This is a genomic window from Paenibacillus sp. FSL P2-0136 (assembly GCF_037975325.1).
Lineage (GTDB): Bacteria > Bacillota > Bacilli > Paenibacillales > Paenibacillaceae > Paenibacillus_AQ > Paenibacillus_AQ silagei.
The window spans coordinates 2,176,085-2,198,981 of sequence record NZ_CP150244.1; the positions used below are offsets into that span (position 1 = coordinate 2,176,085).

The window sequence follows — 22,897 nt, forward strand, 5'->3', positions numbered from 1 at the left end:
CTGGGCGGCCTTTACAATGATCAGTTAACGGCAGCGAAAAACGGGTAAGTTATTATAATGTGACTCATTTGCACTTTTGTCCGGCTGGCCTTGCTTAAATTTGAAATAAAAAAGTTGAACAACACCGCCGTTGTGATATAATTATCCGGTTGGCCTGATGGAATGACATGTGGACGGGACCCTAAGCTGATTTTCAATTTATTAAGGTTAAAAGCGAAGGAAAACGAAGGATTTCAGTGCAATGAAGTGAATTACAGAGTATTAATGTAGAAAACTGCAGATTTTACACGGAAGATCACAGTTTTTGTCGGATTTTATTGATTTATTGAGAAAGTTTCTGTATAATCAGCGTTGTTGATTTTTCATAGGATGTAGCCTGTTCCAGAGCAGCAAGGCTAATAACTAATAACTTAAGCATAATTAGGGGGTTATTAATTTGGGAAAAGCGTTAATTATTGGCGCTGGCGGTGTAGCGAGCGTTGTTGTTCATAAATGCTGCCAGAACCCGGATGTATTCGAAGAGATTTGCATTGCCAGCCGTACGGTGTCGAAGTGCGATGCGCTCAAAGAGAAGCTGGACGGGGGCCTGACTAAGATTTCTACGGCCAAGCTGGATGCTGACAACACGGAAGAAGTCATTGAGCTGATCAAGAGCTTCCAGCCGGATGTCGTGATTAATGTGGCTCTTCCTTACCAGGATCTGACGATCATGGATGCCTGCCTGGCTACCGGAGTGCACTATGTGGATACAGCGAACTATGAACCGCAGGATACGGCGAAGTTCGAATATTCCTGGCAATGGGCTTACAAGGAAAGATTCGAGAAGGCCGGAATTACAGCGCTGCTCGGCAGCGGCTTCGACCCTGGCGTAACCGGTGTATTTACGGCTTATGCGCAGAAGCATTATTTTGACGAGATTCATACGATTGATATTGTGGATGCGAATGCGGGCGACCACGGTTATCCGTTTGCCACTAACTTCAATCCTGAGATTAATATCCGCGAGATTACTGCGAACGGACGTTACTTCGAGAACGGCGAGTGGATTGAGACAGCGCCGCTGTCCGAGAAGAAAGTATACGATCTCCCGGAGATCGGCCCGAAGGATATTTACCTTTTGTACCATGAAGAGTTAGAATCCTTGGCAGTTAACATTCCTGGCGTCAAAAAAATCCGCTTCTGGATGACCTTCTCGCAGAACTATCTGACTCACCTGAAGGTGCTTGAGAATGTCGGCATGACTTCTATTGAGCCTATTAATTATGAAGGTAAAGAGATTATTCCTTTGCAGTTCCTGAAGGCTATTCTGCCTGACCCGGCTTCCCTGGGACCAAGAACCAAAGGTAAAACCAATATCGGCTGTATCATTCAAGGAACCAAAGACGGCCAGCCCAAAACCTATTATGTCTACAATGTCTGCGATCATGAAGAGTGCTATAGAGAGGTTGGCTCCCAGGCCATTTCCTACACTACCGGCGTTCCTGCGATGATCGGGGCGATGATGATTATCAAAGGCATCTGGAACAAGCCGGGTGTACACAATATCGAAGAGTTCGACCCAGATCCATTCATGGATGCTCTTAACAAACACGGCCTGCCTTGGCAAGAAGATTTCTCGCCGACGCTGCTGGATTAAGGCGTATGACCATGAAGAACAAGGACATCGATATTGATATCAGCAATCTGCCGTCCCCGGCGTATCTGGTGGATGAACGGCTGCTGACGAAGAACCTGGAGACCCTGAATTATGTGCAGGAGAAGAGCGGAGCCAAGATTCTTCTTGCGCAAAAAGGCTTCTCCATGCACGCCATGTACCCGCTGGTAGGCAAATACCTGCATGGGGTAACCTCCAGCTCCCTGTTCGAGGCCCGGCTGGGCTTCGAGGAGATGGGCAAAGAGGTCCATGTCTATGCACCGGCTTATGTAGACCGCGAGTTCGATGAGCTGCTTCGCTACAGCGATCATATGGTATTCAACTCGTTTGACCAATGGAGCCGGTTCAAGCAGCGCGTGCAGAACGCGCCGAAGCAGATTAGCTGCGGGATTCGCGTCAATCCGGAGTATTCCGAGATTGAAGTGCCGCTCTATGATCCTTGCTACAACTTCTCCCGCATGGGCGTAACCCTGCCGAACTTCCGGCCGGACGAGCTGGACGGCATTGACGGCCTGCATTTCCACACAATGTGTGAGCAGAATTCGGACACGCTGGAGCGTACGCTTAAGGTCGTAGAGGAGAAGTTCGGCCAATATCTGCACGGTATGAAATGGCTGAACTTCGGCGGCGGGCATCATATTACCCGTCCTGACTATGATCTCGACACCTTGATTAAGTGCATTCTGCATATGAAGCAGACGTACAATGTGGAGATCTACCTGGAGCCGGGAGAAGCGGTTGCGCTCAATACCGGTTATCTGGTAGCCACGGTACTGGATACGATGCATAACGGCATGGATATCGCGATTCTCGATACTTCGGCGGAATGCCATATGCCGGATGTGCTGGCGATGCCTTACCGCCCGGGCATCATCGGTGCCGGAGAACCGGGCGAATTCGCCCACACCTACCGGCTGGGCGGCATGACCTGCCTGGCGGGGGATGTTATCGGCGATTATTCCTTCCCGGAGCCGCTGAAATACGGCGACAAGCTGATCTTCACCGACATGGCGCATTACTCCATGGTGAAGAACCACATGTTCAACGGCGTCAACCTCCCGGCCATCGCTTCCTATAATGAAGCAGAAGGACTCAAGGTGATCCGCGAGTTCGAATACAGTGATTTTAGCGGCCGGTTGTCTTAAGGAATAGATATTATTAATAGATGCGCCCCTTCAGCTTTGGCCGAGGGGGCGTTTTTGTACACAATTTAAACCGGACTAACGATCAGTGCGGGACCGTGTTTAGCGGAATCTTTTTGCCAAAAAATACGAAAGATTCGATTTCTTTATCATTTATAATATTATCAAACGTTTTTAGTGTAATCAGCTGGTTGCTCTCATAATAACTTGCAGACATTCCGGTAAAAATGCGGGTTGTCTCTGAAGTGCCGTCCTTAAAGTTAATTGTGATAGGCAGTTTATCCAAAGATTGGTTTGGACCAATTTCTTCTGATTTGAAGGCGAATTTATTAATCTCTTTTAATGAATCGCTCTCAACTTTCAAGGTGATGGAAATTGGCGAGACAGAGATCGTCTTTAAGGTTGCCTTATAACCATAAAGTGAAATGCCTTGATTGATCTGATAAAGGGTAGAGTACTCTTTGAAATCTAGCTTAAGTGAGGTTTCCCAGGAACCAGAAACTACGGTTTCAAAAATACCGGGAAACGGATCAGCAGCTTCTAAATCTCTAAAAATAATATCAACAGTTTGACCAGCTAAGGAATTATCGGTCATTATATTCATAACCAAGCTAATTTTGTTGTCATAAGGATTCCCGTCATCGAGTACCTCGTATCCTGTACTGTACGAGCTTTGATTAGAGTTGATATGGGCATGAAAACGATAACGGGCTGCATTCAAAATAGTGCCTTTAGGAGCGGTAAAGTCCATTAAAATGTAAGTTAGATTACTGTCACCGATCACCTGCTTAATGGCAACAGACCCCTGCTTATTTTTAATTATTTTATTTATTGTATAAGCGCCATTGGACATATGTACAACCTGATCCTTATTGGATGGTTTAAGAAATTGAATCAGTGCTTCATCAAGTCCTGTATATACTGCTGCAAAAGCTGTAGTGGTTAAACCAACCATCAGTACAGCGGCAATTATAGTATATCTTCTAAGTTTTATAGGAGAAGTTCTTCTTTGGCTTCTATGTTCGATCTGGCTACTTGTTAAAAGATTTTGAAAGATTTTTTCTTTTTGATCATTTGTTGGAGTCAAAGCTTCAAAAACCTTACGGATATTTTTAATCTTCAATATAATTCCCTCCCAAATCCATCTTAAGTCGTTTGCGGCCTCTAAATAATTGTGTTTGGACCGTGCTTTCTTTACGACCTAACATTTCAGCGATTTCCTTTACTGTGTATTCCTCTAAATAATATAGATACAAAACGGTTTTGTATTTTTCGGGGAGTGAAAGAAGTTTTGAAACGACTTTACCCGAAGGCTCAATACCATTCCAAATGACAATCTCCGGCAAAGGTTCCAATGCCACACGGCGGGTTCTCCACCAATGTTTAAGGATATCTTTGCAGTAATTCCTAGTGGTTACTGTCAACCACGCTTTTTCATGCTCGTGGTCGTTAAAGACCATTGGAGTGTTAATTAGTTTGAGAAATACAGATTGAACAGCGTCTTCAACATCAACAGGATTTTTTAAATATATATAGCAAAGCCGGTAGACCATATCTGCATGACGTTGATAGAGTTCAGCGAATTCTTTATCTGTGTCTAACAAAGAGCTGGATTTCATTATTTCGCCTCCTATAAACAACACGATTGAAGGTTTCAAAATATCTCAAAAGGCGAATTTTAGATTAAAAAAAGACCATTCTCCATTTGAGAATAGTCCGCTAATATTCTTATGTCAGGAGAGAATCCCCTTACTTCATACTAATCGCAATTCTGCTCTCCTGCGGTAGCCAGTCAACCTTGGCGCCGAGCTGTTCGCTGATGAAGCGCAGCGGCAGGTAGACGGTACCATTCACTACAAACGGCGGCGTGGCCAGAGTGACACTTTTGCCATTGACGGTGGTGGCTCCGTTCACGGTATTGATGACGATGGATAGCGGAGTTTTATCGGCAGCGGTACCGGTGATCGTTACTACTTTGTCGATGGAATAACCGATAGTAGCGCCCATCTTGGTGAACAGCGAACGTAGCGGAATGAAATTCTGTCCGTTACGGGTAATTACTCCGTTCGTGAAGGCGATGGATTCGCTATTCAGGGTAACGGAGATCGGCTTCTGCATCGGGACAGGCTGCTTATAGCTGAATTCATAAGTACCGTACCCTAGTTGAGCATTCTTGTTTACGCCCCAGCCCCAGAGCGTGCCGTCGTTTTTCTGCATAATGACATGTCTTCCGCCGCCTTTTATCGACTGAATATCGGAAGCAAGTAAGGCGAACTTTGCATTCGGCGACATAAGCTCTGCGGCAATCGAAGCCGCATAGACCTTGCCGTCTGAGGTCAGGGCGACAATAGATTGTTCAACGATGTAGGCATCGGTCACCTTGCTGATCCCTGAGAAGACGACCGGAACGGGTTCATCCTGATATGTGGTTCCATCCGAATATCCGGTGACCGTGGAGCCCCAGAACCATAGTCGGGATTGAATGTCAATCGCGAGCCGGCTGCGCCCGTTGTTGTACAGGGCCCGAATATCTTTTAAGCCGGAGAATGGAGTTACAGTTAACTGGGCCGGGTCACTATAGGTCTCCGGTAAATAACTATCCTGGTCTGGCCAGGTCCAGACGCTGCCATCCTTGCTGAGCGCATAATTCTGTTCGAGCTGCACAATATCCTTCAGATTGGGGACGGGTGTAAAAGTGGCAAGTTCGTCAATGCTGGTCCAGACCGTCCCGTCTGTCTTCAGGAACAGATAACGATCCCAGCTGCTAACCTTATCGTTAAGCTTGTTGCTCTCGTAATATTGAGAGATAGCTGCAACGTGATCCAGGCCCGGAACAGGCGCAAACGGTGGGGTCGTATTATCGTCAGTTGACGTAACTGAAGTATATACCGTTCCCTCTCCGGTGACTGCTAAATGACGCGGGTATACTCTTTGGAAACTGGTTATATTCTTCAATTCCGGCACTGGCGTAACTTCGATGGCCATCGTCCGGGCGTTGCTCTCCCACTTCCAGACCGAGCCATCCTTGGTGGTTACCATTGCGCTGTAATATAGCGGGAAAGAAGACTGTACATCACTTAGTCCGTGTACCTGCGTAGGTACGGACTTTGTCTCACCCCAGACCCACAGGGAACCGTCATCCTTGATCAGATAATCGGGTCCGTAGGAAGCGATGCCGGAGCCACCGCCACTAGCTGCTGCTGTTGCAGCCTCGGGAGTCCCAACAGTCAGACACGCCGTCAAACCCATCATCATGCTCACAAGCAAATTTCTTTTTTTCATCAAGATATCCTCTACTCTCTTTAGGAAATTACTGAATTAGGTAAATAAATGAATATATTACCTTGAATATAGACGCTGCATAGGTGCGAAAAGTTTCTTTGAAAATTAACCGTTGCTGGCGGCGCTCCTGTGGTACAATAATTTAGTCTGTTTTTTGGAATTGTCCGTACTTGAGGAGGAAATTAGCGTTAATGAAACATGCACCTTTTATAGCCGTGGAAGGCCCGATTGGAGCCGGTAAAACCACCCTCGCCACGATGCTCGCCACCGAATTGCAGCTTCCGGTCATTAAAGAAATTGTCGACGAGAATCCGTTTCTGGACAAGTTCTATCAGAATATGGACGACTGGAGCTTCCAGCTTGAGATGTTCTTTCTCTGCAACCGGTTCAAGCAGCTGGAAGACACGACTGTGCAGTACATAGATCAAGGGAAGCCGGTCATTTCGGATTATCATATCTATAAGAATCTGATCTTCGGGGAACGGACGCTGAAGGGATCGAAACGGGACAAATACCGGGAGATCTATCATATTCTGACCGATGATTTCCCCAAGCCGAACATTATTCTGTATATCCGGGCGGATCTGGATACGCTGCTGGCCCGGATTGCCAAGCGTGCGCGTACCTTCGAAGAGATCATTGCCCCTGCCTACCTCGAGCAGTTAATTGAGGATTACGACGATGCGATGGCATCACTGGCCCTCCGCGAACCATCCACCGTAATCGTCACGATCGACGGAAACCAGGTGGATTTCGTGGAGAACCCCGAAGACTTCACCGCTATCGCGGAACAAGTAAAGGAGCTTATGAAATGAACAGTTACAATATCCCGAACAATGCCATTATCACTGTGGCCGGAACCGTAGGCGTCGGCAAATCGACGCTGACCGCAGCACTGGCGGAGCGCCTGGGCTTCCAGACCTCACTGGAGCAGGTAGATCATAACCCGTACCTGGAGAAGTTCTATCACGACTTCGAGCGGTGGAGCTTCCACCTGCAGATCTATTTCCTGGCGGAGCGCTTCAAGGAGCAGAAGAAGATGTTCGAGCTGGGCGGCGGTTTCGTGCAGGACCGTTCGATTTATGAAGACACCGGGATTTTCGCCAAAATGCACGCCGATCAAGGCACCATGTCCCCGACCGATTATGCCACTTACACCAGCCTCTATGAGGCCATGGTGATGACGCCATACTTCCCGCATCCCGATGTGCTGATCTATATTGAAGGCAGCCTGCCTTCGATCCTGACCCGGATCAATGAGCGCGGGCGTGAGATGGAGATCCAGACCGACGTCTCCTACTGGGAGCATATGCACGGCCGCTATTCCCAGTGGATCAACGAATTCAGCGCCTGCCCGGTGCTGCGTCTGAATATTGATGAGTATGATGTGCATGATCCCGCTTCCATGTCGGAGATTCTGACCCGGGTCAGCGCGGTAATTAACCGGACTGCGGTGGGGAAATAAATAGTTAGAGTGAAAAAGCAGCACCAGGGGTTAATCCTGGTGCTGCTTTTTTGATCCGCCTTCCTGCAATGAGGCCAAATCCATCACAGAATGTTAAAATACAATGGTTTCGGGGGTTACACCCTTGGGATATTCTTCCTCCCATATGGTTTTGTCCATATAGGCTTGATACCACATGTCGCCAATCACATCCGGATCATTGATTGCGCCAGTACCCGACTCCTTAATCAACAAGCCTAAAGAACGGTGACCAACAAAAATGCCTTGAGCAGCCAATGAAGTATGGAGATTAGCTACATAATTGCGCAGTCCTGAAAGAGCAATGCCGATATTCCCCATCATTGGGACGGGGTACATGGCAGATAATCCTGTGGTAAAGAGTATGGAACCCTCTTTCTTAGCGAGCATATCAGGGAGAACAGCATTGACAACTTGGACGGCACTGACCACATAGGCCTCAAATGCGTCCCTTACATTCTCTACGGTTAACTCCAATACAGAGGTGGGAGGATAGTTGCCTGCTGTAGGACTGAATTCCAGCACATCAATCTGGCCATACTGTGCTTTAATGTTACTGATCGCCTGTTCAATTTGTTCTTTACTGAAAATATCCGCTATGAAATAAGAGGCCTTAATACCCTCCGCTTTCAAGTCATTCACCATTTCTTGCAGCTTTGCGGCGTTTCTTGCGACTAATGCCACTTGGAAGTCATTTTTTCCAAAGCTCTTCGCAATAGACATTCCTAATCCCTTACCTGCACCAATGATCGCTAGTGTTTTCATATCTGATTCTCCTCTTATGAATACGTGAGTGTAATTGACAATTTTAATTGTAAAATCTACAATTAAAACGTTCAATGGTTGATATGAGTCAACATGACATTTAAACATCATTTTATATATATTTGACTATTATTTATGAAGGAGTGGCTCATTATTGGGCAAGGATAAGGTGGATCTGCGTATTCTTAAAACGCGAAAAGCGATTAAGGAAGCCTTCTTGAGACTAGTGCAAACCAAAGGCTACGAACGAATTACTGTACAAGACATTGCCGACGAAGCGATGATAAATCGAAACACATTTTATTTACACTATGTAGATAAACCTGAATTCATGGACAAGTTATTTCAGGAGAGCGTACAGAATTTGAATGCTTGCTTGAGCCTGGAGGTGAGCTCGATCCATGAGATGGACAAGGATATGTTCAGTACGATGATAAAAACGATTTTCGACAATATCGATGCAAACATGATATTCTTTAAAACCATGCTCACTCAAAACATTCACCCAAACTTCCCCATCTACTTAAAAGACGCTTTTAAAACGTTCATCTTCGCCGGAATCAGCGATTTCCACCACGACGAAAAGATGAAAATTGGCCTCGAGTACATGATATCGGGATTGGTAGGTGCGATTTGTCTATGGATTGTTGAACGTGAGAATTATAAGATGGATGACTTTATCTACCATCTGAGCGAAATTCATTATCATAACATGGTTGACTTGCTGAAGAATACTAGATAGCAAAACAACACCAATAAACCGCAACTGAGCCGTTCTCAGTGCGGTTTATTTTGCTTTTCAGACATTTTCTCTTAAAAATTCAGGACTTTTTTCGTTTTCCGAGTATATTAACCCTGTTTTGGGGCGTTTGACGCAGCTTTTGTCGAGATTTGTTAAGAGTTTGTTTAGAGCTGCCTGATAGAATAAACGCAGATATGAAAAAATAGGTAGTTTATAACTAGTATTTTTTGTCCACGGGAGGGCAGGGCGAAAGGAGAATGCGGAAGCATAGGGAGTGAATCTTAGACTACAGCGAAGCTTGCTGCATGCCGGACAGGACATGATGAACGAATAAGGGGGAGCACCAATTGTTAATGAGCAGGAGATTGAAGAGATATACCTCGCTAAGCTTGATTCTTAGTATGTTGTTATCGTTAATACCCAGTTCCTTTAGCGGACTGGCAGAGGCTGCGGGTGATGATTTTGAAGTCAAGTTTCTAAACGGACAACATGTTGGGAACCTAAGCTACCCTGCGGATAATACATTCCTCAACTTTTATACCGAGGAGCAAGGCTTCAAACAGACAGAGAAAGACAAAGATGCCAAATATGATTGGGTCAAGGGAGATATCTTTGCCGGTGTCGATGATAATGAGGCCACGGTTCAATTCCAGGTGAAGGTAGCCGACAATACGCTTCTGAAAAATATGGCGGAGAGCGGACATGCGGAGATGCTTACAGGGTTCTCTGTACTGCGCCGTCACTCCGGGTTCTTATGGACGCGTCATTCGTCTATTACAGTAAACATTGACGGAAAAGATATTATTAATGAACGAACCGGCAGTAGCCAGCGGTATAACAAGTCGGCCAAGGCCATCATCAAACCTAATTCCGTTATTACCATTAGGGTCTGGGGCGAAGGCGATGACGACGGTGAAGCAGCCGGTGTACGCGGATTCTACCTCAAGTTCCAGGATCTCAAGCGTCCGGTCATCGATAACTATACCTTCACCGGCAATGGTGCAGAGCGGCTCAACGAGAAGATTAATCAGAAAGAGCTGTATGTCAAAAGAGACGAGAACATCACGCTCAGCTACAACTTCAGCGAGCCTGTCAGACCGACTTCGGTCGTGGAAGCAAACTCCGATTATTTCCTGCGGCATAAGTTGTTCGTTAGTGATCCGGGCACTGGACTTCCGGCAGCCGGAGAGCAGCAGTATCTGCAGAATATAAGCTTTACCAATACCAAGGTGAGTTTAAGTTCCTACCAGAAAAAAATTGCTTACAGATACACAGGAGTTCCTTTCCATAACAGCGGCAATCTGCCACTGAAACCGCTAATTACCGGGGGAACCACCGGCGGAGCGCAGATGGATCTATCGCTGGATAATAAATTGAAAGAAGCCGTGCTTAGCGATGCGGCAGGTAATAAAGCGGTTGTCAATCTCAACACTGTGCCGAGCAGCGGCAGCAATGCCTGGCTGGACCGGAAAAGCGGGAACCCGTTTGACTTCGACCGGGGCGGATACCGCGTCATTGTCGATGCTGTGCGTCCGAAGTATTCCAAGACCGCGAACGGCATTCAGCCGGAGATTCTGACCGGAGTTACGCTGAATAAGGGAGATGTCATCGACTTCACCCTGCAGATGACGGAAGAAGCGATTGCCAAAACCGGCTGGGAGGAGAAGAAGACCTTCATCCTCTTCAATAACGGAATGAAAGCCTATTATGTTATAGGCAGAAATACACCGAATTGGACGTTCCGCATGACCGTGCCTGACGGGCTGACTGTGGAAACTCCGCTGCTCAAGGCCGTAGCCATATCCAATGATGCGAAGGGCGGCAGTGAGCCGATCCAGATGGATACCGATGTTATCCAGGATTACGCAGGTAACTTGCTGATTCAGCCTGCGAACTTCGATGGAATCCATGAAGAGAAGTTTCCTAATATTGAAGGCGGCGACTTCTCACTCGCCAACTCCAAGATTGACTGGGCGAACCTGTTCATCGACAACACGGAGCCGGTGATCGGTTACCGGTTCGAGACAGGCGGTGCGACGGATACAACCTATGCCAAAAAAGGCAAGGTCACCATCGACGCCAACGATCCTTCCATTAAAGTACCGCATCTTGATCCTACTGTAGCTGACCGTGGAACAGAGCGGCCGAGCCGCGGGATCTACCGCCCTTCCAATATGAGTGCGGAAGCCTCACCTTCGGTAGGTCTGGTGTACTACTGGTGGAGCCAGGATAAGGCTGATCCATTCGCTGGTGTAGCCGGAGATCATTATGCAGCGCTTAAGCGTTACGCACTCTCCGCCAAGCAGCCGTCGGAAGAGCTGTATCCGGGAGAATTCGAGAATGTAGAGCTGTCGGTAGTGAATAACAAGACGAACCTGCTCGCTCCTCCGGTGGAAGCCTTCGAGGAAGGGAACAGCGGCGAGTGGTATCTGCATACATGGACTGCCGATATGTCTTGGGATTCTGCCAGAGAATTGATGCAGCATAAGAAGAAAGACATTTACAAGAATACCCATCAGGCGCAGTATGACGCTTGGATAGAAGAAGCACCGGGTTCCAAGGCAGATAAAATCTTCTATGCCGATAATCAGGCGCTGGCGGCTGTTGGACAATACGGCGATAAGAGTGTCTGGCCGCTTGAGGATTTCAAGAATGACGACTCTAACTGGAAGCACGAAGTTGGCGTACTGAAGCTGGACAACCAGGGGCCTGCCATTACCTTGGCGGCAGAGGATATCGCCACTGTACAAGCTCTTGTGAAGGACCCGCACAGCGGTGTCAAAAGTGTACAGTACCAATGGGTGAAGGACGGGGATTCCCCGGCGGACGGAAAGTGGGCGGATACGACCTACACCGGTTCAACCGTAACCCGGTCTACCTATGAGGATATTGATGAGGACGGATCATACTGGCTCTATCTGAAGGCGCTGGATCATGCGGGCAATGAGACGATTAAGACTCCGCAGGAAAGAGCGGTAGTCGTGAGTTCAGAGGCGGCGATTCCGACGCAGTTCACACCGGAAGCCAACCCTAACTATGTGAAGAGTCATGATGTCACCTTCCAGATCAGTGGTGTGCATCCCGATTATGTGGGCTATGCCATCAGCGACAGCTCTCTTCGTCCAAAGGATAGTGATTTCACCGGACTGGATGCTTCTATGGTATCGGATATATCACCTTTGTCTGAGAAAAGCCTGCTTGAAGACGGAGCCGAACCGGCGGAGCCTGGCGCGCCGGCTGAACCCAACTCTTCGGCCGAGCCGGAAGTTATAGCAAGCATCGGGCCGGTAGCCATTATGAAGTTCCTGTCCTCCGGGCCAACAGCGCCTTCGTTGACGCCGCTTGAATCGGAAGAGACTCCGGCACCGGATAACAGTGCTGAGCCGACAGTAACACCTGCTGCTTCAGCAGAAACAACTGAACCGTCAGCGACACCAACTGGCTCAGCAGAAGCAACTGAACCGTCAGCGACGCCTGCTGCTTCGCCAGAAGCCAGCACGGACGCCAAGCTGGCAGCCAAGGGCCTTGGCGCTTCTGTAAGTGAAGCCACTTACAGCTATGTCATTCCTGCTGAAAAATTAAAATTAAACGGCACGCAATACATTCATCTTATGGTGAAGCACAGCGACAAAACGTACTACTACTCAAAGGCTTATTATTTTGATAATGAAGCACCGGCAGTGTATTTCAGCCCTGATAGTGTTGCTTATCCGCTGCCGCTGCAGAAGACGAAGATTAGCGTGTCGGAATTCTACAGCAAAACAGGACTGGTCAGCAAGTATCAATGGGTTAGACAAGATGCAGGTGCAAAAGTGCCTGACGAGTCTTCCATAGAATGGAAAGATGTTCCGGCAGGCGGCTCAGTGTCCATCGATGACAAATCGCTGAAATCGGGAGAAATCTCTGAGTTCCGCTTATATGTACTCGCGGTTGACGGAGCAGGCAACAGCACGATCAAGGCAAGTGCAGGAACCTTCAAGGTCTCGGCAACGACCAAGCCGGATGCGCCGGTGTCGGATGCCAAGTCTTCTCTGATCTATCTGTCCGGTGATACAGCGGACGGCTACACAGCCATTATGAAGCTGAGTCTCGAAACGGAAGACAAGACCGGTTACGAATATTCAGTCTCACCGGATAACGGAGTGAGCTGGCTGAACTGGAAGCCTTATACGAACTTCGTAGCCGTGAAGGTTCCGACGAGTAAGGCTGAGGAGCTTCAGGTGTGGGTCAAGTACAGAACGCCGGGCGGTCTGATCAGCAAGCCGGCCCAGCTTGAAATCAAGCTTCCTCTTACTACCGTACAGCCGGTCTATGCGCTTGCTTCATTAAGCGTGAACAGCCCGGTCAATGCCAAGGTTGGCGCAGACATTGAGATTACGCTCCCTCCGGGTATCCGCGTAATGCCATCGAAGATTAACCCTTCGGTGCCTGTGCGGACCGGAAATTCATTCAAGATCTACGAGAATGGTTACTACAGCTTCGATCTCACCGATCTCAGTGATCCGGACCGGACAGATACGCTGTATCTGGTCGTGAAGAATATTGACGGTACGCCTCCTGAAGGAACCATTGAATATTCATACATGGAGAGTACGAACGGTAATGTGGTTGCCCTTCTCCAGAGCACCTCTGAGCCGGTCACGGTTGTGAACAATGGCGGCAAGACAGCATACACCTTCACGGAGAACGGCAAGTTCGAATTCGAAATTAAGGATGCTGCCGGAAATGTCAATAAGGTTGAAGCAACCGTTGCGAACATTAACAAGGAAGTGCCTAGGGTGAAAGTGGTCCGTTCCTACCAATATGGCGAGAATGGAAGCCAGACCTTCGGCACCCTGAAGGATAACAGCGGCAATGTGCTGTTCTCCACCGGCGTTACGGTTACGGTAGAGAAGGCGGATGCTTCGGCTAAAGCGTTCAACATTATCAGTGCCGATAAGAGCATTACACTCATGGAGAATGGAACGGCTTCATTCACTGTGGTGGATGTGTACGGCAATACAACAGTTATCAAAGAAAAGGTAACAAATGTTCTCTCTGCGCCGCCAGTACCGGACAAAGTGGCCTATACCTTTGTAGATGCCGAAGGCAAAGCGGTTCCGGCCGATCAGATTGTTACCATCGGCGGACAGAAATATGCCAAAGGCAAAGTGAAGGTTACGCTTAGCGGCACAGTAGCTGCCCCTAACCACATGTTCTCGGGCGTAAGACCTATTTCAGACGGAGCCGCGTATACGAACCAGATCAGTAAAGCGGATGGAACGTACAGCTACTCGCGTGCTTTTGAGAGCAGCGGTTCAGCGGTGATGGCCATCTCGGATCTGCTGGGCAATGTGAACAAGGTTCCGGTGACCATTGCAGGACTTGATAACACAGCACCTGAGCTGACACTGAACAAGGAAACCGTAGGGATTGTTCAGAACAAGAAAGACTTTAACTTCCGTACGGATCTCGGCGGGTTCACCGTATCTGATAATGTATCGGCTGAGACTAACGTGAAAGTATCGGTCAGCGGGCTGGATCTGAGCAAGCTTGGACGCCAGCGCGTAGCTTACACAGCAGTTGATCAGGTAGGCAATAAGACGGTGGTCTATCAGGATGTGGTGGTCGTGAAGGACGGCGGATTGCTGGTCTTCGGTAACGATACCTTAATCTCGGCTTCCTCCGGCGAATCTGCGTTGTTCAATACCAACACCATTACCTTCAAGGTATCCGGCTTCAACCTGATGAAGGTAGGCGGAGTAGACAAGGTCAACCAGGCAGGAACATTCGATATTCTGTATTACCCTGGTCTGTACCGCGAAGGACAGCTGAAGCTGGTGAAGCAGAAGCTGACCTATGCTGAACTGGTGAGCAGTAATTTCAAGGTCACCTTCCCGAAAACAGGCTGGTACACCATTGTGGTGAGAACCCAGGAACGTGACCGTGAATTTGCTACCTTCTTTGTCGGCAATCTGAAATAGTTGAAACAAGAACAGGGGGAATACTTGGTGAAGTTGTTGAAACGCACAGTAGCGGTAATGCTCACCTTAATCATGGTATTTCTGTCCACCTCCGAGAGCTTCCATGCTCTCGTCGAGGCGGCCAGCAGTACCAAGACAACCATGATCCAGAATGACTTTATTAAGGTCACCGTGGATAACGAAACGGGCCGCTATGGCATTCGCACTGTAGAGGGTCAACCGATCCGCAAGAACGACAATAATGTAAACCTGCTGTTCCAGGGAGATGACCCGGAGACGTCGTTCACGACGTTCCGGATCGATGGAACGGATTATATCTACGGTAATAAATACAAGTTCGACGCCAGCCACTATTCAGAGACTAGTGCACCTAAAGTGGTGGAGAATTCAAATGGCACCAAGCAGCTGGAGATGATCTGGAAGATTAAAGGCGTAGAGATCAAGCAGATTCTAATGCTCTACACCGACAGCAAGGATGCTGTGAATTCCGGGAATGTCAACATCCGTTATGAAGTGAACAACAAGAGCGGGGCGCAGGTGCAGATCGGCAGCCGGATTCTGCTGGATACGATGGTCGGCGGCAACGACGGGCCGCAGTTCCAGATTGGCACAGCCTACAAGTCACCGCTGCAGGTGGAGCGGAAGCTGGTCCACAATCCGGAGGACGATAAGGGGATTCCCTTTGAAGATAGAGCTTACTTCAAGATTCCTGCTTATTGGGTGATGCGCGACAAGCTGGATCTGACGAATCCTCAGGCAACCAATGTGGTGGCCTACGGCTTCAATAACTTTGCCGAACAGAATATTAATATTGTGGATGAAATGATCGTCGGGCACTGGAACGGCCTGGCGAATACGAAATGGGATTATAAAATTAATCCGAATCTAGACTTCACCAGAGATACCAATGATTTCGGCACAGCGGATTCTGCGGTTGCCTTCTATTGGAACCCGGAGAAGCTGGCGCCGGGAGGCTTCCAGAGCTTCGAGACTGTATACGGTCTCGGTGAGCTGACAGCCCCTGATAAAGTGTTCTCGATCCGTTATGTAGATCAGGTACAGCAACTGGCTACCGAGCCGGTTGAAGGCGGAGGCGTACCGACGAAATATGAGAAAAATGGTGTCTTCGACGTTATAGCAGAAGTAGAGAACCTTCAGGCTTTCAATATGGAGCACTCCAAAATTGAAGTCGAGATGACCTTGGAGAGCGGCCTCAGCTTCGTCAGGCAGAATGAAAAGGGAGAAACTGTCCTGGATGCAAACGGGAATCCGGTCCTGGAGAATGCCCGCAGCAAAATGCTGGAGTTCAAAAAGTCAGCCACACCTGATGAAGCAGCTATGGGCATTGAGCCGAAGTACAAGCCGGGTGACGCGATTACCGCAACCTTCCGCGTTCAGGCTAAAGGCAGACCTTGGCCGGTTACCCGGGAGTATATGATTTCCGCGAGAAGCCCGGAAACGCAAGGCAAAATCGAAGGCGTGAAGGATGAGGGCATTAAAGCCCAGTATGAATCGACCCGCACTAATTTCATTCTTTTGCCGCCGGTGGGAGAAGCAACAGCTACGTATTCCTACGCACTAGCACCGGCAGAGCTGTATAGCACAGACGTGAAATATTTGACCGTGAATTTGTCGAATATTGAAGCTTACAATACAGGTAATGCAACGACCGCGCCCAACTTTGACCTGTACCTCAAGAATAAGGCAGACGGTAACAGGTACAAAGTCAATGTTCAGGATGCAGTGGTGATGCAGCCGACAGACGATGGATTCTCCGGCGCTATGCGGATTACGTACCGCGGCGGTGACCAGGTGGATTCAGGCGGCAATGTGCTGGAAGCCGGGCTTGGACCTGAATTGCCGCTCGGTGAATATCAGGTGGAGATTGATTACAAAGGCGATGCCGGCGGAGATGAGGAAGTAGCGGCTCTCTATGATATGACAACTCCGCAATCGTTCCTGGTCACTGATAATAATGACACGCGTATCCGTGAAGCCGGAGTAATGGCGGTCTACAAGGAAGCTGTAGATATCAGCGGCCTTGCGAACGGTGCTTCTGTAAAGGATGAGCTGCTGGATCAGCTGAACTCTCTGTTCCCGGGCAAGCCTTTCAAGGACGGTTCGTTCCTGTACAAGGCTGTTACCGAATATAAGAAAACCAAGGCATTGTTCGGCGCAGCGAGCAAAGCGGTTGATCCGAAGTTCGATATCAGCGAATTCATGGATGAGGAAGCGCTGAAAGAGACTCCAATGTATGCTTACAAGCTGTTTGCAACAGAAGAGGACTTTGAGGAATTCAAGGAAGAAGTGGAAGCCAAGGACCCGGAATTCGACCGTGAGATTCTGGTTACCGTCCGCGGCATGATCAAGCAGGTTGGCACAGGAGACGAAGAGCAGGTCATCGTGGATACCAAGACAGAACCGGCAATTATTAATGATGCTGTAGCTTATAAAGGTAAGGACCTGTCTTTTGTACGCGGTAAGCTGGATATCTTCGGAAACACCCTTCCCGGCGATCTGCCCTTCCTGGATACCCTGTTCGTCAAGGGTGAAGGAACGCTGAGTGTAGCGAGCAGCGGGTTCGTCTTCCATAAGGGTGAATGGACGCTCGACTTCTTCAACGGCTTCAACAAGTCGCTTGGAGAAGAGGACTTCGATCCGACGAAGGAAAAAGAAGAAGATAAAGACGATGATGACGATAAGAAGGACGAAAAAGGTAATGATGGCAACCCGGAAGATGATACACAGAACGGCAGTCTGAAATGGGCTGTCGGCGGCGTGGGCGACAGATTGAATCCGCTGCGCCAGATTATGATTGAGGATGTGTACTTCAACAAGCAGTCTCTGTTCGGGGCACCAAGCTTCTCCATTGACGGCTTTGGCTTCTCCTTCAATGACTTCATTCTTAGAGAGAATGGGATTTCCTTCGGCGGCTCATTGTCCCTGAAGATCATTAACTCCGAGATCAAGAATGTCATCTTCAACAGTGCCGGCTTCTATGGCGTCGATGCCTCCCTGGGCTTCGATCTCAATCAGGAGATGGGCTTGTTCGGACCGGATAAGAAGAAGGATGCGGATAAGAAAAAAGGTCCGGATGCTCCAAGCGGCAAAGTTACAATCAAGCACGCTGTGCAAGGCGGGGGCGTAGGCAATGAATACGGCCTGGAGTTCGCAGCACAGCTGAAGAATATGATGGGCGTGGAGATTGAATTCTCGCTCAAAAAAGTAAAAGACGGCCGGATTCTTCCGGATGTGATTGCCTTCGGGGCAGAGCTTCCGCAGCCGGGTATCCTGGTGACGGGTGCAACGTACCTGACAGCCATCCGGGGAGCAGTACGTGAACTGGCGGACACTATTGCCGGCGGCACGGCAGAGGACCCGTTCCCGTTAACCATTCAAGCAGGCGTAGGCATGCGGTTCGGGATTGCTCCGGCGTATTTCTTCGGCGATGTGGACCTGACAGTGAAGCGTACCGGCCTTAAGGTGGAAGGCAGGCTGGATTTCGCTGCCAAAGCCGATGCGGAGAAAGATGACCGGCTTCCGATGCTGACTAAAGCGCTGCTCGAGGCGCAGTGGGTAACCCCATGGTTCGTGCGCGTGGAAGCAGAGATGGATATCGGCGGATGGGATATCATCATCGGGAAGGCGGGTATCTTCGTCGGACAGAATCTGGAGAAGAACCGCACTGATTTTGAAGGCTATATCAGCTCCAAAGTGCAGATTCCGAACGATGTACCGGTTGTCGGCGGCATGCCGCTGTCCAGTATGTTCCTTGGCGTCAACAATGATAAGGTCTGGGGCAGCATCGGTATTCTGCTGATCTCCTTAGGTATTACTTACTACTGGAGTGGCGGCATTGAATTCGGTACTTCGACCGATCAGCTGCCGGAAGGAATGATCCATCTGGTGGTGGATGATCCAGAGCTTGGACCTCGTCTCATGGTGATTGGTGCGGGCGTGCAGACGCTGGCCACCTCCAAGGTAGCTTCCGAGGAAGAGAATCAGGAAATTATCTACCGTGAGGTAGAAGAAGGCGTCAAATATGTCGAGAACGGATCAATCAATGTCGGTGTAGGCGGCATTACGGTCAAGAACGGTGGCAGAATCCATGAGATTCCAATGGACGGCGTAGCCGGTAATGCCATTATTGAAATGGAGTACAGCAGCAAAGAAATGCCGGAATTCAAGCTGCAGGATGCCTCAGGCAAAAATTATCCGGTGAAATTCGACAACACGAACACTGATCCTACGGCAAATGCTTTTACACAATATATTCCTGCAAGCTATAAAACGGAGAATGGGCCTAAGCTCAGCAGTGAAGTGGATATTCGCAGAGCGTATATCATTATTCCGGAGAATGAAGCCACAAAGGGCGGTACCTGGAAGCTGACAGCCGTCTCGGCGGTTGACACCAAGCTGCTCAACGTTCCTACGCTGCCTACGCTGAATGAAGTCAACCTGGCGAATGACAGCGCGAATGCGAATAAGTTCACAGCCTCCTGGAAAGTTGCCAATGCAGCCGAAGGCGATACTGTGAACCTGTATCTGGCTGAGGATGCGGTGACGAACCGCAAGGAAATGCTGAATGGTCAAGAAATTCTGCAGACGGGTGATCCAGGTATGCTGATCGCCAAGGATGTGCCGGTCGGAGCCGGCGGCTCGGTTAGCGGCGGAATTACGAGCGGCAGCAAAGTGATCGATGTCACCAATGTAACATTGATGGGCAATCCCGAGGATATCCGCGGGCTGCTCAGACAAGGCAATTACTACCTGCGGGCCGAGCTGAAATCCAGCTCGAACTTCGGGACGAAGACTTCGCCGCAACGCTTTGAAATCATCGATCCGCTGGCACCACAGAGTGTGAGTGAGGTCAAGGTTGAGCCTGCCGGCAACGGATTGTTCTCACTCTCCTTCAAGCCGGGAGCGAAGAAATCGGGACACAGCGGCTTCGAGCACAGCTACGTGGTCGATGCGAAGCTGGATGCTGAAGGCAAACTGAGTGAATATGCTCCGTTTGGAGAGCTTTTGTATACCGAACAGGAGCTTAAGCCTTACTGGAATGCATCCACAGGCACATACGAAGGTCTGTTGATTGGCGGCTGGAAGGCTGTATCTACAACAGATGAAGTCTATAAGGGCAGCCTTGAAGGCTCAGTGATTGATCTGAGCAAGGTGAAATATGTCGGCCTGGAAGTGAAGAAGAATTACGTCATCGGCGTCAGTGCCGCAACGGTTCCAACCGAGGATGCCGACAAGCATCAGAACTATCATTATGCCGAGCGGCGTGAGAGCAGCAGCACCTTGCTGCCAACTCCGAATCTGCCGGATCTGACGGTATTGAGTTCATCGGGGACGGTAGATGCCTCCTCCGGGAACTACGTGAACCTGTTAACGAATGAAACGAAGCAGAAGCTGACGCTCTCTTCCAAACAGTCCAATGTGACGGTGGAAGCATTCTATGCTGACAAATCCATTGGGACTGTAGCCCTGACGAACAAGGCCGGCGGTGGAAGTGAAGGTATACTGAATCTCGACCAGTTCCAGACGGACGGTCCGTATGCGATTGAACTGAGAGCCAGAAATACGGTGACCAAGGATATCTCAGTGACCATGCTCTATCTGACGGTAGACACGATCGCACCGGTCCTGTATCTGACGGAGCCGGTAACGGGCGAACGTACCGCACAGGGTGCCATTCGTGTAGCCGGAACGACAACTACAGGCACTACACTGGCAGCAGAGTATACGGTGAGTCAGTTACAGCCTGACGGCAAATACAAAGACAAGGTTATCTCCAAGACGCTTACGGTAGATCCGAAGACGGGAGATTTCAATGGAATGGTGGAAGTGAATTCGGAGGAGCCTTCAGTGGCGCTAAGCATTGTCGCAACTGACGGTGCCACCAATCAGAACACAGCCATTGTGGATATTACGAATGCCGGCTTCAAAGTACCGGTTGCCCTCGTTCTGAAGGGAGCGGAGACGCTGACGCCGGGTGCGGCAGGCCAAATTCAGGCCTATCTCAAGGTGTCGGATGGCAAGGACGGGAACGGCAAGCCGAAATTCAAGGAAGAGCCGATTACCGGCAAGGATCTGGCCAATCTGACTTATGAAGTTGCCGTAGGTGATGCAGTATCCCTGTCGGCACAAGGCAATGTTACTGCACTGGCTACAGGCTCCAGTCTGATTGAAGCCGAGTACAAGGTGTCTGAGGGTGTTACGCTCAAAGGCATGGCTGTGACGACTGTAGCTGTACCTGAATCGAATGATTTGGGTACTGTGCAAGCCGTATCCTCTCCGATTAACGGAGACAGCAACCATACGAAGATTACGGTGACTTCCGCCGGAGATATGACCGGACAGCAGATCGCTTACAAGGTCTTCTCGTCGAGTCCGGCAGAACTGAAAAGGGATGACAATGTAAGCTCATGGAGTCTGCTTCCACTCGATGGTATCGTGTCCGCTCATCCGGGCGCTACTGTTGTGCTGGCCAAGCGTACCTCCTTGGACAAGCTGGTTAGGGCTTCCGGTAGTGTAGCTGCATCGGTCTGGACCAGCAGCGGTTCAGGCGGTGGCGGCGGAGCTGGCGGTGGTGGCGGAGGCGGCGGTGCCGTGCCGGGAATTGTTGAAGAACAAGCTCCGGAGCAGGCAGCCGAGGTTACCGTCAACGGCCAAGCCGTGAAGACAGAGTGGAATGGACTTACAGCGATCGTACACATTACGGATAAAGAAGCTGCGGCTGGCAGTGACCTCACGGTAAGCTCCACCGATAAGAATGCCAAAGCATTCAGTATCCGTGTAGACCAGAGTGTGGTCCAGCAGCAGCTGACCGCGAAGAAGAAGATTGTGATTGAAGTTCCAATGGGACAACTGGTCATTGCTCCTGAGAATCTTGCAGGTGTAACTGCCGGACTTACCATCGGTATTGGTGCCAATAGTGATGCCGATCAGCAGGGCATGAAGGCTATCGCCGATCAGCAAGGCTTCACCCTGATGGGGGCAGGTCAAGGTGCCGCAGTCACTGTGAACCTGCCGCAGGCCAGCTGGACTCCGGCGCTTGCCGCCAAGATCGCGATTCCTGCGCCGCTTGCGGCCAAGGAGATTACGGCCATGGTGCTTAAGGACAAAGACGGCAACTGGACAACCGTACCCTGGAAGCTGGACAGCAGCGGTACGGCAGTGAATGTACAACTGACCGGTGAAGGCAGCCTCTTCTTCATCCGCAACCAGAAGACCTTCAAGGATATGCCTTCAGGCTGGGGCAAGGAAGGCATTGCGGCTGCATCCGCCAAGCTGTTCGTGCTAGGGAAATCTGCGGAACTGTTCGATCCGGCAGGCAAAGTAACCCGGGCAGAATATCCAACCATTCTGCTGCGCGTTGCAGGTCTCATGAACAAGCAGGCAGCTTCGGCAGGCTTCAGTGATGTCAGCGGCAGCAGCTGGTATAACCGCAGTGTCTCCATTGCCGCTGAAATGGGTATTGTTACCGGACTCGAAGGCGGAAAGTATGCGCCTAAGGATACGCTGACAAGAGTTGAAGCGATGACGATGCTCGGAAGATTGCTGAATCAGGTTAATCCGGGCAGTGAACTTAGCGAGGCTGAAGTCACTTCGATCCTCAGCGGTTTCACTGACAAGGGTAAGGTTCCGGCATGGGCAAGACAAGCAGTGGCAATGAGCATCAAGAACGGCATTATTCTCGGGGAAGGCAACAAGGTGAACCCGTCCACTCCGCTTACGCGTGAGCAGGCGGCAGCCATTGCCATCCGTCTGGATCAATTCATTACAGCTAAGCAATAACTTGGGATGTGCCCGTTCGCTCGTAAGCGGGCGGGCACACTCTGCTGGGAAATCCTTAAGTCACAA

General features: G+C 49.6%; 11 protein-coding genes. 7 read left to right on the top strand and 4 right to left on the bottom strand.

Annotated elements, in window-relative coordinates:
• Positions 1-436 precede the first annotated feature (436 nt).
• Positions 437-1,636 carry a saccharopine dehydrogenase family protein gene (locus tag NYE26_RS09045; RefSeq protein WP_036702452.1) on the top strand — a complete coding sequence of 400 codons (1,200 nt, stop codon included), beginning with the start codon at positions 437-439 and terminating at the stop codon, positions 1,634-1,636.
• A 26-nt stretch (positions 1,637-1,662) separates the two neighbouring features.
• Positions 1,663-2,799, top strand: coding sequence for a carboxynorspermidine decarboxylase (gene nspC, locus NYE26_RS09050; protein ID WP_209874726.1), 1,137 nt, complete (start codon positions 1,663-1,665; stop codon positions 2,797-2,799).
• A gap of 82 nt (positions 2,800-2,881) precedes the next feature.
• Here the strand turns inward: nspC and NYE26_RS09055 are convergent, their stop codons facing one another.
• The 3 genes from NYE26_RS09055 to NYE26_RS09065 form a co-directional block, all read right to left on the bottom strand.
• Positions 2,882-3,919 carry a hypothetical protein gene (locus tag NYE26_RS09055; protein ID WP_339255201.1) on the bottom strand — a complete coding sequence of 346 codons (1,038 nt, stop codon included), beginning with the start codon at positions 3,917-3,919 and terminating at the stop codon, positions 2,882-2,884.
• On the bottom strand, positions 3,909-4,415 hold the full coding sequence (locus NYE26_RS09060; RefSeq protein WP_339255203.1) for an RNA polymerase sigma factor: 507 nt from the start codon (positions 4,413-4,415) through the stop codon (positions 3,909-3,911). Before NYE26_RS09060 ends, NYE26_RS09055 begins: the two co-directional genes overlap by 11 nt.
• Before the next feature lie 130 nt (positions 4,416-4,545).
• The gene (locus NYE26_RS09065) at positions 4,546-6,078 is read right to left on the bottom strand and encodes a stalk domain-containing protein (RefSeq protein WP_339255205.1); all 1,533 of its coding nucleotides are present in this window, start codon (positions 6,076-6,078) and stop codon (positions 4,546-4,548) included.
• Between the two features lie 191 nt (positions 6,079-6,269).
• Between NYE26_RS09065 and NYE26_RS09070 the strand changes: the two genes are divergently transcribed.
• Together NYE26_RS09070 and NYE26_RS09075 are read left to right on the top strand one after the other, a co-directional pair.
• On the top strand, positions 6,270-6,893 hold the full coding sequence (locus NYE26_RS09070) for a deoxynucleoside kinase (protein ID WP_209874512.1): 624 nt from the start codon (positions 6,270-6,272) through the stop codon (positions 6,891-6,893).
• Positions 6,890-7,543, top strand: a complete 654-nt coding sequence (locus NYE26_RS09075; RefSeq protein WP_339255207.1) for a deoxynucleoside kinase — start codon at positions 6,890-6,892, stop codon at positions 7,541-7,543. The genes NYE26_RS09070 and NYE26_RS09075 overlap by 4 nt, the downstream gene beginning before the upstream one ends.
• A 93-nt stretch (positions 7,544-7,636) precedes the next feature.
• Here NYE26_RS09075 and NYE26_RS09080 read toward each other — a convergent pair whose 3' ends face one another.
• Positions 7,637-8,326, bottom strand: coding sequence for an SDR family NAD(P)-dependent oxidoreductase (locus NYE26_RS09080; RefSeq protein WP_339255209.1), 690 nt, complete (start codon positions 8,324-8,326; stop codon positions 7,637-7,639).
• A gap of 154 nt (positions 8,327-8,480) precedes the next feature.
• Between NYE26_RS09080 and NYE26_RS09085 the strand changes: the two genes are divergently transcribed.
• From NYE26_RS09085 to NYE26_RS09095, 3 genes are all read left to right on the top strand, one after another.
• Positions 8,481-9,068: a TetR/AcrR family transcriptional regulator gene (locus tag NYE26_RS09085; RefSeq protein WP_339255211.1), complete on the top strand. Its 588-nt coding sequence runs from the start codon at positions 8,481-8,483 to the stop codon at positions 9,066-9,068.
• Between the two features lie 353 nt (positions 9,069-9,421).
• Entirely contained in the window at positions 9,422-15,031 is a 5,610-nt protein-coding gene (locus NYE26_RS09090; protein ID WP_339255213.1) for a hypothetical protein, read from the top strand.
• A 27-nt stretch (positions 15,032-15,058) separates the two neighbouring features.
• Positions 15,059-22,831, top strand: coding sequence for an S-layer homology domain-containing protein (locus tag NYE26_RS09095; protein WP_339255215.1), 7,773 nt, complete (start codon positions 15,059-15,061; stop codon positions 22,829-22,831).
• Positions 22,832-22,897: the final 66 nt, after the last annotated feature.

Coding starts and splice junctions, on each gene's coding strand:
- NYE26_RS09060 (WP_339255203.1), bottom strand. CDS start 4,415: ATGAAATCCAGCTCTTTGTTAGACACAGATAAAGAATTCGCTGAACTC.
- NYE26_RS09065 (WP_339255205.1), bottom strand. CDS start 6,078: ATGAAAAAAAGAAATTTGCTTGTGAGCATGATGATGGGTTTGACGGCG.
- NYE26_RS09070 (WP_209874512.1), top strand. CDS start 6,270: ATGAAACATGCACCTTTTATAGCCGTGGAAGGCCCGATTGGAGCCGGT.
- NYE26_RS09075 (WP_339255207.1), top strand. CDS start 6,890: ATGAACAGTTACAATATCCCGAACAATGCCATTATCACTGTGGCCGGA.
- NYE26_RS09080 (WP_339255209.1), bottom strand. CDS start 8,326: ATGAAAACACTAGCGATCATTGGTGCAGGTAAGGGATTAGGAATGTCT.
- NYE26_RS09090 (WP_339255213.1), top strand. CDS start 9,422: ATGAGCAGGAGATTGAAGAGATATACCTCGCTAAGCTTGATTCTTAGT.